Source organism: Yoonia sp. SWMV100, from assembly GCF_056108365.1.
Map to the genome: position 1 here is coordinate 40,710 of NZ_JBWBAQ010000006.1, position 15,274 is coordinate 55,983.

At 55.7% G+C, this 15,274-nt stretch carries 14 protein-coding genes; 7 read left to right on the top strand and 7 right to left on the bottom strand.

The window, feature by feature from the left end; all coding sequences use genetic code 11:
• Positions 1-19: 19 nt before the first annotated feature.
• A complete protein-coding gene (tkt, locus tag ACXJGX_RS13480) occupies positions 20-2,038 on the bottom strand; it encodes a transketolase (protein ID WP_474782881.1) in 2,019 nt (672 codons plus the stop codon).
• 272 nt (positions 2,039-2,310) lie between these two features.
• On the opposite strand from tkt, the gene ACXJGX_RS13485 reads away from it, so the two are divergent.
• Positions 2,311-2,781, top strand: a complete 471-nt coding sequence (locus ACXJGX_RS13485) for a hypothetical protein (RefSeq protein ID WP_474782538.1) — start codon at positions 2,311-2,313, stop codon at positions 2,779-2,781.
• A complete protein-coding gene (locus tag ACXJGX_RS13490) occupies positions 2,768-3,157 on the top strand; it encodes a cell division protein ZapA (RefSeq protein ID WP_474782540.1) in 390 nt (129 codons plus the stop codon). The genes ACXJGX_RS13485 and ACXJGX_RS13490 overlap by 14 nt, the downstream gene beginning before the upstream one ends.
• On the opposite strand, the gene ACXJGX_RS13495 is transcribed toward ACXJGX_RS13490, so the two are convergent.
• The 6 genes from ACXJGX_RS13495 to ACXJGX_RS13520 form a co-directional block, all read right to left on the bottom strand.
• Positions 3,154-3,549: a hypothetical protein gene (locus ACXJGX_RS13495; RefSeq protein ID WP_474782542.1), complete on the bottom strand. Its 396-nt coding sequence runs from the start codon at positions 3,547-3,549 to the stop codon at positions 3,154-3,156. The two genes, ACXJGX_RS13490 and ACXJGX_RS13495, sit on opposite strands and share 4 nt — an antisense overlap.
• On the bottom strand, positions 3,515-3,874 hold the full coding sequence (gene grxD, locus ACXJGX_RS13500) for a Grx4 family monothiol glutaredoxin (RefSeq protein ID WP_474782544.1): 360 nt from the start codon (positions 3,872-3,874) through the stop codon (positions 3,515-3,517). The genes ACXJGX_RS13495 and grxD overlap by 35 nt, the downstream gene beginning before the upstream one ends.
• Before the next feature lie 70 nt (positions 3,875-3,944).
• Positions 3,945-4,181 (bottom strand): BolA family protein, encoded by a 237-nt coding sequence (locus tag ACXJGX_RS13505; protein WP_474782546.1) that lies wholly within the window; start codon positions 4,179-4,181, stop codon positions 3,945-3,947.
• A gap of 94 nt (positions 4,182-4,275) precedes the next feature.
• Positions 4,276-6,435: a phosphoribosylformylglycinamidine synthase subunit PurL gene (purL, locus tag ACXJGX_RS13510; RefSeq protein ID WP_474782548.1), complete on the bottom strand. Its 2,160-nt coding sequence runs from the start codon at positions 6,433-6,435 to the stop codon at positions 4,276-4,278.
• Positions 6,436-6,918: 483 nt separating this feature from the next.
• Complete coding sequence (locus tag ACXJGX_RS13515; RefSeq protein WP_474782550.1) at positions 6,919-7,116, bottom strand: CsbD family protein; 198 nt, start codon at positions 7,114-7,116, stop codon at positions 6,919-6,921.
• Positions 7,117-7,452: 336 nt separating this feature from the next.
• Positions 7,453-8,370: a LysR family transcriptional regulator gene (locus ACXJGX_RS13520; RefSeq protein WP_474782552.1), complete on the bottom strand. Its 918-nt coding sequence runs from the start codon at positions 8,368-8,370 to the stop codon at positions 7,453-7,455.
• A 160-nt stretch (positions 8,371-8,530) separates the two neighbouring features.
• Between ACXJGX_RS13520 and ACXJGX_RS13525 the strand changes: the two genes are divergently transcribed.
• The 5 genes from ACXJGX_RS13525 to ccmE all read left to right on the top strand — a co-directional run bounded on the left by ACXJGX_RS13525 (position 8,531) and on the right by ccmE (position 15,246).
• A complete protein-coding gene (locus ACXJGX_RS13525) occupies positions 8,531-11,953 on the top strand; it encodes an indolepyruvate ferredoxin oxidoreductase family protein (protein WP_474782554.1) in 3,423 nt (1,140 codons plus the stop codon).
• 65 nt (positions 11,954-12,018) lie between these two features.
• On the top strand, positions 12,019-12,927 hold the full coding sequence (locus ACXJGX_RS13530; protein ID WP_474782556.1) for a lysophospholipid acyltransferase family protein: 909 nt from the start codon (positions 12,019-12,021) through the stop codon (positions 12,925-12,927).
• Complete coding sequence (locus tag ACXJGX_RS13535) at positions 12,905-13,717, top strand: glutamate racemase (protein ID WP_474782558.1); 813 nt, start codon at positions 12,905-12,907, stop codon at positions 13,715-13,717. Before ACXJGX_RS13530 ends, ACXJGX_RS13535 begins: the two co-directional genes overlap by 23 nt.
• Before the next feature lie 36 nt (positions 13,718-13,753).
• Positions 13,754-14,782: an N-acetyl-gamma-glutamyl-phosphate reductase gene (gene argC / locus ACXJGX_RS13540; protein WP_474782560.1), complete on the top strand. Its 1,029-nt coding sequence runs from the start codon at positions 13,754-13,756 to the stop codon at positions 14,780-14,782.
• Complete coding sequence (gene ccmE / locus ACXJGX_RS13545) at positions 14,779-15,246, top strand: cytochrome c maturation protein CcmE (RefSeq protein ID WP_474782562.1); 468 nt, start codon at positions 14,779-14,781, stop codon at positions 15,244-15,246. Before argC ends, ccmE begins: the two co-directional genes overlap by 4 nt.
• Positions 15,247-15,274 lie beyond the last annotated feature (28 nt).

Consider the following 15,274-nt stretch of genomic DNA (forward strand, 5'->3'; position numbering starts at 1 on the left):
TACCGCCGACCTTTTTTATTTACGCAAGAAGCGATTTCACCAATGCGGCCGTATCTTGCGCCGTGATCCCGAATTCTTCGAACAGGCGTTCAGCAGGGGCAGAGGCACCAAAGCCGGGCATCCCGATAAACCCAGCTTTTTTGTGGTTGCCGCGTTCACCGAGCAACCACTGATCCCAGCCAAAGCGGACGCCAGCCTCGATCGCGACCCGAACAGGGCCAGCAGGCAACACGCGCTTGCGATAGGATTCGTCTTGCGCTGCAAACAGTTCCCAGCATGGCATGGATACAACGCGTGTTCCAATCCCGGCGTCTTGCAATAGCGCGCGCGCCGCCAAAGCCACCTCAACCTCAGAACCGGTCGCCATCAGAATGGCCTGTCGTTTGCCTTCGGCCTCGGCCAGAACATAGCCGCCCTGCGCGGTCAGGTTTTTTGCAGTGTGTTTGGTACGCACAGTCGGCAGGTTCTGGCGCGACAGGCACAGCACGGATGGCGTGCTGCTGGATGTCAGGGCCAGTTCCCACGCCTCGGCTGTCTCGACGGTGTCAGCGGGGCGGAACACATGTGTGTTTGGCGTTGCGCGCATCATCGCCAGATGTTCGACAGGCTGGTGGGTTGGGCCGTCTTCGCCAAGACCGATGCTGTCATGGGTCATCACGTAGGTGACGGGAATACCCATCAAAGCCGACAGGCGCATGGCCCCGCGTGCATAGTCTGTGAAGCACATGAATGTACCGCCGTAAGGGCGTGCGCCCCCATGCAGTGCCATGCCGTTCATCGCCGACGCCATGCCATGTTCGCGCACGCCGTAATAGATGTAGCGACCTTTGCGGTTGTCGGGGTGAAACACGCCCATGTCTTTGGTCAGGGTGTTGTTTGACCCCGTCAAATCAGCAGAGCCGCCAATCGTTTCCGTCATAATCGGGTTGATGACCTCAAGCGTCATTTCCGACGACTTGCGTGTTGCGACCTTTGGCAGACCTTCTGAAATCTGCTTTTTCAACGCGCGGATGGTTGCAGCCAGTTTCTTGGGGGCTTCACCAGCATAGGCGCGATTGAATTCGGCCTGTTTGGTGTCGGACAAGGACGCAAAACGGGTTTCCCAGTCTTTGCGTGTCTGGACACCGCGTGCGCCAATGGCTTCCCAGGCGGCTTTTGTATCTTCTGCAACTTCGAAATCGCCCATCGGCGCGCCGTAAAGTTCCTTTGTGGCCTTAAGCTGTTCGGCGTTGGTCAATGCGCCGTGACCTTTGGAAGTGTCTTGCGCCGCATGACCAAGCGCGATGTGTGTTTTGCACGCAATCATAGAGGGGCGAGGGTCTGCTTTGGCCGCTGTGATCGCTGCGTCAATCGCCACCGGATCATGACCGTCGATTTCTTGTACATGCCAACCCGACGCTGCAAACCGCTGCGGCTGGTTGGTGATGTCGGCGATATCCACCTTGCCGTCGATCGTGATGTTGTTGTTGTCCCAAAACACAACCAGGTGTCCCAGTTGCTGCATGCCCGCGAGGCCGATCGCCTCTTGGCTGACGCCTTCCATCAGGCAACCGTCACCTGCAATGACGTAGGTGTGGTGGTTCACGATCTTTTTGCCCCAAGCGGCGCGCTGAATTTCTTCTGCGATGGCAAAACCAACCGAATTGGCGATGCCTTGGCCAAGTGGGCCGGTGGTGGTTTCAATCCCGCGGGCATGACCATATTCGGGATGGCCGGCCGTTTTGGCACCCCATTGGCGGAAGTCTTTGATTTGCTGCAGGGTGATATCTTCGTAGCCGGTGAGGTACATCAGCGCGTAAAGCAGCATCGACCCGTGGCCCGCCGACAGAATGAACCGGTCGCGGTCAGGCCAAGCGGGTGCCTTTGGGTCAAAGTTAAGGTGTTTTTCATAAAGCACGGTGGCGACGTCAGCCATGCCCATCGGCATGCCTGAGTGACCTGAATTGGCGGCTGCAACAGCATCCAATGTTAATGTGCGGATTGCCACGGCTTTGTTCCAGTGGTCGGGGTGTGCTTTGCGCAGTGCGTTGATATCCAAGGTGGTCATGTCCTATTTCGAAAAGTGAACGTCATGCTTGCCAGCGTCATATCAGGGTCACCCCCAAGATCAAGCGTGACGGTTAAACCATTCATAATCAACGATCCGTCCGATTTGCTGGGACCCGCTGGATCGCATAGTCTGGGCGCACAGCGGTACGATTCGGTGTATGCGCAAACATTGGACGATGTTCCAACGTATGCCGATTTTTTGATTTGCGCACAGGCAGTGCAAGGTGGTTGTTATTTTGACAGCTGTGAAAGGACGAGCGGATGAGTGATATAAGTGCGCTAGAAAGCCGGATAACGGCGGCGCTTGATCGGATTAGGCTGGGTGTGGACGCACAGTCCTTCCATGGGGGCGGGACCGATGCCCTGAATGCCGCGCTTGAAAATGAGCGTGCCGCCAATGTTGAATTGATTGAACGTGTGCGCGTCCTGAAGGATCGTCAAGATTCGCAAGTTGCCGCACTGTCAGCACGCGTCGAAAAGCAACGTGCGCAATTGATCGCCTATGATGCGCAGATCCAGAACTTGCGGGCGTCAAATTCACAGCTGCGCGAGGCGAACACATTGTTGCGTGAGGCGATGACCGAAGGGCTGGCGCCAGAGCTGGTTGATATGGCCATCTCAGCAGAGATCACGGCCTTGCAGGCGCAACGTACTGCGGAAGCCACTGAAATCGAAGCTATTTTAGCCGAGCTCAAACCCCTGATCGAGGAGACACCGCATGCCGCAGGTTGAGATTTTGATCGGAGGCCGTAGCTTTGAGGTGGCCTGCCAGCCCGGCGAGGAATCGTTTTTGCAGTCGGCTGCAGCCGTGTTGGATGGCGAAGCCGCACATCTGGCCGAACAGATTGGCCGGATGCCAGAGGCGCGGATGCTGTTAATGGCTGGTTTGATGCTTGCCGATAAAACGTCAGGGTTAGAAGAAAAATTGACAAATGCCCTAGCCGAGTCAGAGCAACTGCGTCACCAGATTGAAGCACTGCAATCGCGACCCGCGCCAGAGCCTGTCCGCGTTGAAGTGCCGGTGGTCCCCGCGTCAATCGCCGAGGCGCTGGCCGAAATTGCCGCGCGTGCCGAAGCGCTTGCTGATCATGTCGAGGGGCAGGTTTAGGACACTTTGGGGAATGGCGCAGCAAGGCGTTGGTCTTGCTGCATTGCTTTATTCCAGCGCGTGATCCGGTCGTTGTTGTTTTTGTCGGACAGCATCAGCCGCGCAAATTTGCACCCATCGTCAGGCAGCGCAAAAGGTGTTGTGGCGGGCATCCAATATTGTCGTCCCATACGCAGCTTTCGCGGAATGCGTGGCGGGATTGTTGTCGTCTCGGCCTGACCGGTTTTGCCATATGGCATGACGTCAACGTCGTTCGCGTCAGTGATCGCAACGATCGCGAAAACACGCACACACACAGCGATTGCGAACACCACAAATGCTCTCACCGAACATAATTCGGTGAGAGCCAGTTGCCGATTAGGCGTTGGCAGCACGGATTTGTTCAGCGGCATCTTTGCTGAATGCCACACCATTATCCGCGAACAGCGTATCCAATTCACCCGACAACATCATTTCGGTGATGATGTCGCAGCCGCCAACAAATTCGCCTTTGACGTAAAGCTGGGGGATGGTCGGCCAGTCGGAATAGTCCTTGATACCCTGACGGATGTCGGCATCGGCCAAGACGTTCACATCAGCATATTCCACGCCCATGAAGTTCAAAACGCCCGCGACGCGCGACGAGAACCCGCATTGCGGCATGGACTTTGTGCCCTTCATGAACAGGACAACGTCGTTCGCGGTAACGGTTTCTTTGATTTTTGCTTCGGCTGTCATGATGATGTCCTTTGTAAGATTCTCACAGTTTGATGCGCACTGTGGGTGCATTTTGGTGCAAGGTAAGCCGCTAGGCTGGTGCCTTGGTTGTTAAGGCGAGCGCGTGCAGTTCGCCGTTGCTGCCGTCCATCTTTCCCTTGAGGGCCGCATAGACCGCACGCTGCTGCTGCACGCGGTTCATACCACGAAAGCTCTCATCGACGACCTCGGCCGCAAAATGCGCCCCGTCATCGCCCTGAACGTTGATCTGCGCGTCTGGAAAGCTGTCGCGCAACAAGGTTTCGATGTCATTTGCTGTGATCGGCATGGGCATTCCTTTTATTCTTCCCCATCAATCTAGTGACGGCGTGCCGGAGCGACAAGAGGGCGCCCCGGCAAGCGTGGTACGGCACGTCAGTAGATTATGCCACTGCATCCGCGAACGATGTGCGGAATATCTGCGCGAGCACTGCTAACGGGGCTTCCGATGCGCCATAGCACACCTTATCTCCGCCAACTTTGCCAACCATCACCAATGGAACCTGCGCCGTTTGTGCCGCAACCATCAAGGCCTCGGCCATGTCAAAATTACAGCCGATCAAATAACGGGCCTGATCTTCGCCGAACAGTGTCGGGGTGTCGGCGATGTCGATACTGACACCAACACCGGCCGCCTCGGCCATTTCAAATGCGGCCAGCGCAAGCCCCCCATCGCTGAGGTCCGTGCATGCGGTGATCAGCGTATGATTGGCGCGGATAAAGTCGCCGTTGTTTTTTTCCGCAACCAGATCAACGTGTGGTGCATCGCCTTCGACCCGGCCAAATACCTCTGCCAGCAAGGCAGATTGACCAAGATGTCCTTTGGTCGTGCCAACAAGAAGCAACACATGACCTTCACGGATTTTGCCTGTGATCATTTCGTCAGGATGGCGAATGATGCCGACAGCGCCAATGGTAGGGGTCGGCAAAATGCCGGTGCCGTCAGTTTCATTGTATAGCGACACGTTGCCCGACACGATCGGCATATCGAGCGCTTTGACCGCTTCGCCGATACCTTGGATCGCACCGACAAATTGCCCCATGATTTCGGGCTTTTCGGGATTGCCAAAATTCATGTTGTCCGTCGTTGCGAGAGGGGTCGCACCTACGGCTGTCAGGTTACGGTAGGCTTCTGCGACGGCTTGCTTGCCACCTTCAACAGGGTTGGCTTTGACGTAGCGCGGGGTCACATCGCTGGTGAAGGCCAGTGATTTATCAGTGCCGTGCACGCGCACAATGCCAGAACCAAGCCCCGGCGTGCGTGCGGTATCGCCCATGACCTGCTGGTCGTATTGTTCGTATACCCATTGTTTCCCAGCATAATTCGGACTGCTGATCAGCGCCTTAAGGCCGTCAATCGGATCAATGCCAGGTACATCGCCCATTGGGGCTGCCGCAGGGGTGGGTACCCATGGGCGGTCGTATTCCGGGGCCGATCCAGACAAAGTCGCCAGCGGCAGGTCCGCCATGACAACGCCTTTGTGGACGACAATAAACCGGTCTTCGGCAATCGTTTCACCAACAATGGCGAAATCCAGATCCCATTTGACAAAAACGGCCCGCGCTTCGGCTTCGAGTTCAGGCTTGAGCACCATCAGCATCCGCTCTTGCGATTCTGACAGCATCATTTCGTAAGCGGTCATATCGGTTTCGCGTTGCGGCACGTCGTCAAGGTTCAGGCGGACACCAAGCCCACCTTTATCGCCCATCTCGACCGCAGAGCAGGTAAGACCCGCGGCACCCATGTCTTGAATAGAGATCACCGCACCGGTGGCCATCAACTCTAGGGTCGCTTCCATCAGCCGCTTTTCTGTGAACGGGTCCCCGACTTGTACGGTGGGACGTTTTTCTTCGATGGTGTCGTCAAATTCGGCAGACGCCATCGTCGCACCGCCAACACCGTCACGCCCGGTTTTCGCGCCAAGATAGACAACGGGCATCCCGACGCCCGAGGCCGCCGAGTAAAAAATCTTGTCTGCATCTGCAAGGCCCGCTGCGAAAGCATTGACCAGACAGTTGCCGTTATAGGCCGCGTCAAAGCGGACTTCGCCGCCGACTGTGGGCACGCCAAAGCAGTTGCCGTAGCCACCAACCCCAGCAACCACGCCATTGACCAGTTGTTTTGTCCTAGGGTGGGATGGAACCCCGAAAGAAAGAGAGTTCATCGCCGCGATAGGGCGGGCACCCATCGTGAATACGTCGCGCAAAATACCCCCAACCCCGGTCGCAGCACCCTGATAGGGTTCGATATAGGAGGGGTGGTTATGGCTTTCCATTTTGAATACAACAGCTTGACCATCGCCGATGTCGACCACGCCAGCGTTTTCGCCGGGGCCACAGATGACTTGTGGACCTTCGGTGGGCAGCGTCCGGAGCCATTTTTTCGACGACTTATATGAACAATGCTCGTTCCACATTGCAGAAAAAATGCCCAATTCGGTAAAACTTGGCGTGCGACCGATGATATCAAGGATGCGCTGATATTCGTCAGGCTTTAGTCCATGGGCGGCAATCAGGTCATCGGTGATGGCGGGTTCGTTCATTGCAATCTCCCAAGCAGCGTTGCGGCCTTTTAAGGCCTTGTTGCGCGGGTTGGAAGGGCCAACCTTCGCAACAGCCGAGGAGAGTGCTGTGTTAGCGAAGCGGGTGTTACGACAGAACGTCAATCAACTGGCTTTTGCGATGTGGCAGTTTCTACTGGCTATCTTCAAAATGGCGCGCCGACACGAGAAGATCCCAATATTGTATTCGTCGCTGGTCCCGACCGGGCGGTCAAAGTGCGCCTGATTCATTGATGCTTGTGCAAGTGGACCCGTCAATGTGAAAAAACGCGGGGCGGGGCAACAATATCCGGAAGTAAATTGTCTGTTAATTTGCTGTCTATCTGGCGTCGCGTGCCTAAAGTCGGGCACCATTTTAATCACACGGGCTATGGGTCGGTGCGTATTAAGTGATTTTTGGCGTATTCAATAAAAAAATGCCCCCGCGTGCGGGCGTTAGCCTGACACGCGGGGGTTTTTATTTTCTTAGAGGTCGTCGATGAAGCTGTCGACTTCCTGCTTGGCCTGCTCTTTGGTTTTACCGTATTTGGCCTGCAGTTTACCTTCCAGCACCTCGCGGTTGCCTTCGATCTGGTCGAGCTCGTCGTTTGTCAGCTCGCCCCATTTGGCTTGCACGTTACCTTTAAGCTGCTTCCAGTTACCTTCTACTTGATCCCAGTTCATGGTGTATCCTTTCGTGTTTCTCTTCTGGGGATACAACACGTGGAGGACGAAAGGGTTCATCGCTAGATTGCAATTAGGCAAAAAAAAAGCCGGGCACATGGCCCGGCAAGTCCAACAGGGAGGTGAAAGTGACGCGCAATTAAGCATCGTCGCCTTCGATTGTTCAGATAGGGTGTGAATTTTCAGCGTTCAAGAAAAATGATAGGATTTCACTGCAAAGCGGCTATGCGTTTATTGCATGGCTGCCCATGGCAGTGGCACGCCAACACCCGAAACGGTATCACATCACCACGATGCCATTATATTTGAGACACCGGAATGCACCGGATCTGTGACCTATTCGTCTTTTGATAGACCAACGGTATCGCGTAGCTTTTGCCTGTGCGAGATAATTTCATCCTGCACAAAGTCGCGAAAGGCGCTGATCCGCTTCGATTGCCGCAGTTCTTCGGGATAGGCAAGGAAAACAGGTACTTCGCCGCTTTGCAAATCGGGGAGGATCCGCACCATATGTGGAAAATCCTCGATCAGGTAATCAGGCAAAACGCCGACGCCAAGATTGTTGATCACCCCTTGAAGGACACCGAAGTAATTGTTGACCGTGAATAGGCTATGCACGTCATGCGCCAGCAATTGCTGGACCAGCGACGCGCCGGCGGCGACTTGCGTCGAATTCGGGCTTTGGCAAATCAAACGATGATTGGTGATATCTTCGATATCGTTAATCATGCCGTTCTTGGCGATATATTCTTGAGATGCGTATAGACGCATCCGCACGGACATAAGCCGCTTACGAATCAAATCAGCCTGCGAGGGTTCTTTCATCCGGATCGCAACGTCCGCTTCACGCATAGGAAGATCAAGCACCCGCTCTTCGAGCATCAGGTCGATCTTCAGGTCAGGATATTTTTCGTAAAGCTTTGGCAGTCGTGGCGCCAGCCACAGTGTCCCGAATCCGGTTGTGGTGGTCACGCGCAGTTCCCCGAACACCTCTTCTTCGCTGTCTTTTATTCTTGCTGCCGCGGCCTCTAGGCGCCGGTTCATCGATTTTGTTGCGTCAAACAGCAATTCGCCCTGTTCCGTTAGAATCAACCCACGCGCGTGACGGTGGAACAGTGTTGTGTTCAGCATTTCTTCGAGCGCACGAATTTGACGGCTGACAGCCGATTGGGACAGGTGCAGCGTATCACCCGCATGGGTCAACGACCCTGCGTCAGCAACTGCATGAAATATCCTAAGTTTGTCCCAGTCCATTTTGGCCCAATATGTTTGTGATAGTTTATGTCTAACCACTTTCCATAGCTATTGCAGTAATTCGTTGCAAACCCGTTAGGCGGATAAATACCTCTTTGTAGGTCAGCATATTTGACCTAAGCTGAAAAGATGAGCGGTTTTATGCGCGGGGAGGTGCAAGATGACCCATCAAAAGGTTTCTTTAAACGACCGTTACGATTTATCGAAGACAACTGTTTTACTGAATGGCACGCAAGCATTGGTGCGACTCATGCTGATGCAGCGGGCGCGCGATGAGCGGGCCGGGTTGAATACCGCTGGTTATGTCACTGGGTACCGCGGATCACCGTTGGGTGCGGTCGATATGCAGATGCAGCGCGCAGAGCCGGCTTTGACCTCGGCGCAGGTTACCTTTCAACCGGGACTTAACGAAGATCTTGCCGCCACGGCCATGTGGGGAAGCCAGCAAGCGGAACTGCGCGGTGAAGGCAAGTATGATGGCGTCTTTGGCCTGTGGTACGGCAAGGGACCGGGTGTCGATCGATCCGGGGATGTAATGCGACACGCGAACATGGCCGGCACCTCGCCCCATGGGGGCGTGATCATGGCGATGGGGGACGACCACACCGGGGAAAGCTCTACGACATTGCATCAATCGGACTGGGCGATGCTTGACGCATATATGCCGATCGTTTCTCCCGCAGGGGTTCAAGAGGTGCTTGACTACGGTCTCTATGCGTATGCGCTGTCGCGCTATAGCGGGCTTTGGGTTGGCTTGAAGACAATGAAAGATACCATCGAGGTCACGTCCGTTGTGGATGGGGACCCGCACCGCCTGACCTTTGTGACCCCGGACGTGGAAATGCCAGAAGGCGGATTGAACATAAGGTTGGTTGATACCCCGCAACTGCAAGAGGCGCGCGTTATCGACCACAAAAGGTTCGCCGCCGAGGCGTTTGCGCGTGCGAATAAGGTGGATCAGCGCAAATGGGGGAAACCCGGGGCAAAGATTGGTTTTGTCGCTGCCGGGAAAAACTGGCTTGATTTGCAGCACGCACTGTCGCTTTTGAACCTGGATGCGCAGTGTGCCGAAAGTATCGGTGTGACCACCTATAAGGTTGGGCAGGTCTGGCCCTTGGATATGGCGAGTTTCCATGACTGGGCCGAAGGGCTTGATCTGATCGTGGTTGTCGAGGAAAAGCGCAAACTGATCGAGGTCCAAGTGAAAGAAGCCTTGTTCGACGACCGTCAGGGGCGGCGAGTCTATGGTTGGCACAAGGGTGATGAACATTCTGCGGGGCGCCGCGAGGAGGTGTTTCCCACAAAAGGCGCGCTTGATCCGATATGGATTGCCGAAAAAATCGGCGGTATTCTGGTCGAGGAGGGATGCGCGACGACCGACGTAAAGGCGGGGCTCGCGAAAATGATAGATGCGCGCCGCGCGGACAACGCCCCAGAGATCGCAGCGCGATTACCTTATTTCTGCTCTGGATGCCCCCATAATACGTCGACCAAAGTGCCCGAGGGAAGCCGCGCCTATGCGGGTATCGGCTGTCACTACATGGTGCAATGGATGGACCGCGATACGGTCGGGTCGACGCAGATGGGCGGTGAGGGGGCAAATTGGGTCGGCGAATCCCCGTTTTCGACCCGCGACCATGTGTTCCAGAATTTGGGGGACGGGACCTATAACCATTCTGGTGTTCAGGCGATCCGCTTTGCGCTGATGGCAGGGACCAACATCACCTATAAGATACTTTATAACGATGCTGTCGCGATGACTGGCGGGCAGGGGAATGACGGGGGGCTGACGGCCGATCAAATTTGTCGCGAATTACTGGCGATGGGTGTCGCGCATGTGGCGCTGGTCTATGATCCAAGCGAAGGTTTGGATCTAAACGCCTTTCCCAAGGGGCTGGATATCCACACCCGTGATGCATTGCCCAAGGTCCAAGACACCTATCGTGGTCACAAGGGTGTTTCCGCCATCGTGTACGTTCAGACCTGTGCCGCCGAAAAACGGCGACGCCGCAAGCGGGATCAATTTCCAGACCCCGATAAGCGCGTGTATATCAATACAGACGTTTGTGAAGGCTGCGGAGACTGCGGGGTGCAGTCCAACTGTGTGTCGATTGTGCCGGTAGAGACGGCACTGGGCCGTAAACGTGCGATCGATCAATCAAGCTGCAACAAAGATTTTTCATGCGTCAAAGGCTTTTGCCCATCCTTTGTGACGATCTCGGGCGCAAAAATCCGCAAAGACCCGACACGCGATGTTGATCTGCCTGATCTGCCGCTGCCAGATTTACCTGTCATTCACGGGACTCATAATGTGGTGATGACCGGGGTCGGCGGGACAGGGGTTGTCACGATTGGTGCCGTTCTTGCGATGGCGGCGCATTTGGACGGAAAAGGCGCCGGGATGATGGAAATGGCCGGGCTCGCGCAGAAAGGCGGCGCGGTGCATATCCATTGCAGGATCGGCGAGCGTCCCAGCGATATCTCTGCCATCCGGGTCGCAGTCGGTGAATGCGATGCGCTGATTGGCGGTGATCTGGTGGTGAGTGCGGGTTCCAAAACACTGGGGTTGATACAAGCCGGGCGCACGGTTGGCGCAGTGAATAGTTTTGAAATGATCACGGGTGATTTCACCCGTGACGCCGGATTCCAGCTGCCTGTTGCGCAGCTCCGGCTGGCGTTAGAGGCGCGGATGCAGGACCGGCTTGCGCTATTTGATGCAACAGCGCTTTCAAAAACGCTTTTGGGGGACAGTATCTATTCTAACATGATGGTCTTTGGGGCGGTCTGGCAGATGGGCGGCATTCCGATCAGCCATGACGCCATCCAACAGGCGATCAAGATGAATGGTGCCGCAGTTGCGCCAAACCTGCGTGCCTTTGCACTGGGGCGCTGGGCCTATTTGCACCCGGATGATGCCGCAGCGCTATTGACCGCTGACGTTCCTGATCAGCCGCATTCGTTGGATGAACAGATCGCGTTCCGCGAGGCGCATCTGGTCGCATATCAAGGGAAACGGTTGGCTGCGCGTTACCGTGCTTTTGTGGATAGGTTTCAGGACGCGCCGCTGCGTACGGCGGTGGCGATTTCCTATCATAAGTTATTGGCATATAAAGACGAATACGAAGTGGCCCGGCTTTTGCTGCGATCCCAATCGGATGCTGAAGCCGTATTTGCGGGTGATCTTAAACTGACTTACCACCTAGCGCCGCCGCTGTTGGCACGTAAAGGACCGGATGGGCGGCCGCAAAAGCGTGCGTTTGGCCCATGGATGGGGCGGGTTTTGCCGGTTCTTGCGCGTCTGAAAATCCTGCGCGGAACAGTATTTGATCCCTTTGGTTATACCGCTGAAAGGCGTCAGGAGCGCATGTTGATCCGCCAGTACGTCGCGGACATGACGGATGTGCTTGCTATTGTCCGCCCAGATACGCGCGATGCTGCGATTGCGCTGGGCGCGTTGCCGCAGGACATTCGTGGCTATGGGCCGGTCAAAGCGGCCAGTATCGAAAAGGCTGCCGAACGCCGCGTCGCGCTATTGAAACAGCTTCATGCGCCGCCGATGGGCAAGGAGAAATCCAGCGCATAAATGTCATTTTCTTGTTTCTCGACTATGCTATTGTCGGCGCAGAAACCTGAACGGGCCGAACCAGAATGGCAATCAAAGAACGTGAAGTCGCGCGCGATATTTCCTACGCGACCTCTGTAAAAGGGCGCGGCAGCCGGGTGTTGGTGAGGGTGATGGAAAATGCGACAGGACGCCTGACGCTGATCCGTAAGGCACGCGGGTATGACCGCGATGTTGCGTCTGGCCGCGACTTTTGGGACGTTATTACAGGTCGTTACGGGCTCGACCTTGATGTGATATCAGGCACGCTTGAGGGTATTCCAACCGAAGGCCCGTTGATTGTGGTCGCCAATCATCCCTATGGCATTTTGGACGGGCTGATGCTGGGCCGGATTTTGTCCCAGCGGCGCAGCGGTGATTTTCGGGTGCTTGCGCACCGTATTTTCCGCCGCTCACCTGATCTGGAGCGCGTGATCCTGCCCATCTCATTTGACGAAACAAAAGAGGCGGCAAAGCTTAACCTTGAAACGCGGGCCGCGGCTGTACGCTATTTGTCAGAGGGCGGCGCAATTGGTGTGTTTCCGGGGGGCACTGTGTCGACCTCGGCCACGCCATTTTCGGCGCCGATGGATCCAGGTTGGCGCACGTTTACGGCCAAAATGGTTGCGAAATCGGGTGCAACTGTCGTCCCGGTATTTTTCGTTGGCGGCAATAGCCGTCTGTTCCAGCTTGCCAGTCATTTACACAGCAATCTACGTATGGGTCTGTTGATCCGCGAATTCCGCACACGGGTCAACAAACCCGTGCAAGTCGTGATTGGTAAACCGATCCTGCCCGACCAATTGGCGGCGTTTCAAAAAGACCCCAAAGCATGCATGGATTTCCTACGCAAAGCCACGTATGACCTAAGCCCAAGCCCGATAGACTCAAGCTGTCTGGGCCACGAATTTGAAGCAAAATATAGGGTGCGCGATGGCCGTCGGGATCTTCGATAGTGGGCTAGGGGGGCTGACAGTGCTAGACGCTGTCGCAAAGCGGTTGCCTGATGTTCCTTTGGTTTATCTGGGGGACAGTGCACATGCGCCGTATGGCGTACGGACCCCTGATGATATTTACAACCTGACCACCGCTGCGACACAGCGCCTGTTCGATGCAGGATGTGATCTGGTAATTTTGGCATGCAACACGGCATCTGCGGCTGCTTTGCGGCGGATGCAGGAAAGCTGGATACCGCCGGGCAAGCGTGTTTTGGGCGTTTTCGTGCCGATGATAGAAGCCCTGACAGAGCGGCAGTGGGGCGATAATTCGCCACCGCGCGAGGTTGCAACAAAGCACGTGGCGCTATTTGCGACGCCTGCGACCGTTGCCAGCCGTGCGTTTCAGCGCGAACTGGCGTTTCGTGCAATCGGCGTTGATGTCGAGGCGCAAGCCTGTGGCGGTGTCGTCGATGCGATTGAAGATGGCGATATGATCCTTGCACAGGCTTTGGTGCGGTCGCATGTCGATGCGTTGATGCGCAAAATGCCGCAACCTGACGCCGCGGTTTTGGGTTGCACCCATTACCCGCTGATGGAGGCAGAGTTTCAGGCCGCTTTGGGCCCCGACGTAAAGGTGTTTAGCCAAGCCAATTTGGTGGCCGAAAGCCTTGCGGATTATTTGCAGCGTCGTCCAGAAATGGTGGGGCCGGGTACAGAATCTGCATATCTGACAACGGGCAATCCACAGAAAGTTTCGGCGCGCGCGACGCAGTTCCTGCGACGACAGATCACATTCACCGCTGCCTGATCTTACGCTATTATCAAATCCCAAGAGGATACCGCTATGATTTACAATGTCGCCATTCTGGGCGCTTCTGGCTACACAGGGGCAGAGTTGGTTCGCCTGATTGCCACACATCCAAGCCTGCGTATTGTTGGGCTTTCTGGAAATTCCAAGGCAGGTATGGCGATGGCTGATGTTTTCCCACATCTGCGCCATCTGGATCTGCCCGTGCTGACCACGATCGACGACATGTCCTTTGACGGTGTGGATTTGGTCTTTTGTGCATTGCCACACGCCACCTCGCAGGCTGTGATTTCACAGCTGCCCAAACACCTGAAAATTGTCGATCTGTCCGCCGATTTCCGTCTGCGTGATCCGGCTGCTTATGAAAAATGGTACGGCAAGCCGCACGCCGCCCTCGAGATGCAAAAAGAGGCGGTGTATGGTCTGACCGAGTTTTACCGCGACGAAATCAAAGCTGCACGTCTTGTTGCCGGCACGGGCTGTAACGCTGCAACTGGCCAGTATGCGTTGCGCCCTTTGATCGCGGCGGGTGTGATCGACCTAGACCACATTGTGCTGAACTTGATGGCCGCAGTGTCGGGGGCGGGGCGCAGCCTCAAGGAAAACCTGCTGCACGCGGAACTGTCTGAAGGCGCGCATGCCTATGCTGTCGGCGGCACGCATCGCCATTTGGGTGAGTTTGACCAAGAGTTTTCGGCAATCGCCGGGCGTCCGGTGCAGATCCAGTTCACCCCGCATCTGATTCCGGCCAACCGTGGCATTCTGGCGACGACCTATGTGCATGGCGATGCGCAGGTGATTTATGACACGCTGGTCGCGGCCTATCAGGATGAGCCGTTTATCGTGATGCTGCCGATGGGGCAGCATCCGTCGATCAAACATATTCGCGCATCAAACTTCTGCCATATCGGCGTTGTCGCCGACCGTATTGCGGGCCGTGCGATTGTTGTCGCGGCCTTGGACAACCTGACCAAAGGATCATCGGGGCAGGCATTGCAGAACGCCAACTTGATGTTGGGACTGCCCGAAACCGAAGGCCTGATGTTGGCGCCGGTATTTCCATGAGCGGGTTCAAGAGCCTTAAGAAACGCCGCCGTGTGCAGGTGATCGGCATTGCTGGTGCTTGTATCGTGGCGGTGTTAACGACCTTATGGTTCTTGCCCGACGACAGCTTTCAGTTTTTCCGGTCACCGTCCGAAATAGCCCAGACTCCTCCGCAGCCGCACGAACGGTTTCGGATCGGCGGGCTTGTCGCTGACGGGTCGCTGGTGCGTGGTCAGGGCGAAGAAATCAGCTTTGCGGTAACGGATGGTGGGGCGACGATCAGTGTTGTCTACACAGGGATATTGCCCGATTTGTTTGCCGAAGGTCAGGGAATGGTTGCGCAAGGCAACTACATTAATGGTCGATTTGAAGCCGTTGAAATTCTTGCTAAACATGACGAAACCTACATGCCGAAAGAAGTGCTGGATGCGCTGAAAGAGCAAGGCGTGTATGTTGCACCGGACGGTGCTGCGGTGACGAATTAACCTCTTTGGCGCAGCTTTCGTGTCGCAC

Excerpts from the sequence above, each read along its gene's own strand:
- ccmE (WP_474782562.1), top strand. The coding sequence starts at position 14,779 with ATGAGCGGGTTCAAGAGCCTTAAGAAACGCCGCCGTGTGCAGGTGATC.
- ACXJGX_RS13505 (WP_474782546.1), bottom strand. The coding sequence starts at position 4,181 with ATGCCGATCACAGCAAATGACATCGAAACCTTGTTGCGCGACAGCTTT.
- ACXJGX_RS13485 (WP_474782538.1), top strand. The coding sequence starts at position 2,311 with ATGAGTGATATAAGTGCGCTAGAAAGCCGGATAACGGCGGCGCTTGAT.
- ACXJGX_RS13530 (WP_474782556.1), top strand. The coding sequence starts at position 12,019 with ATGGCAATCAAAGAACGTGAAGTCGCGCGCGATATTTCCTACGCGACC.
- ACXJGX_RS13495 (WP_474782542.1), bottom strand. The coding sequence starts at position 3,549 with ATGCCGCTGAACAAATCCGTGCTGCCAACGCCTAATCGGCAACTGGCT.
- grxD (WP_474782544.1), bottom strand. The coding sequence starts at position 3,874 with ATGACAGCCGAAGCAAAAATCAAAGAAACCGTTACCGCGAACGACGTT.
- ACXJGX_RS13515 (WP_474782550.1), bottom strand. The coding sequence starts at position 7,116 with ATGAACTGGGATCAAGTAGAAGGTAACTGGAAGCAGCTTAAAGGTAAC.
- ACXJGX_RS13525 (WP_474782554.1), top strand. The coding sequence starts at position 8,531 with ATGACCCATCAAAAGGTTTCTTTAAACGACCGTTACGATTTATCGAAG.
- argC (WP_474782560.1), top strand. The coding sequence starts at position 13,754 with ATGATTTACAATGTCGCCATTCTGGGCGCTTCTGGCTACACAGGGGCA.
- ACXJGX_RS13535 (WP_474782558.1), top strand. The coding sequence starts at position 12,905 with ATGGCCGTCGGGATCTTCGATAGTGGGCTAGGGGGGCTGACAGTGCTA.
- ACXJGX_RS13490 (WP_474782540.1), top strand. The coding sequence starts at position 2,768 with ATGCCGCAGGTTGAGATTTTGATCGGAGGCCGTAGCTTTGAGGTGGCC.
- purL (WP_474782548.1), bottom strand. The coding sequence starts at position 6,435 with ATGAACGAACCCGCCATCACCGATGACCTGATTGCCGCCCATGGACTA.
- ACXJGX_RS13520 (WP_474782552.1), bottom strand. The coding sequence starts at position 8,370 with ATGGACTGGGACAAACTTAGGATATTTCATGCAGTTGCTGACGCAGGG.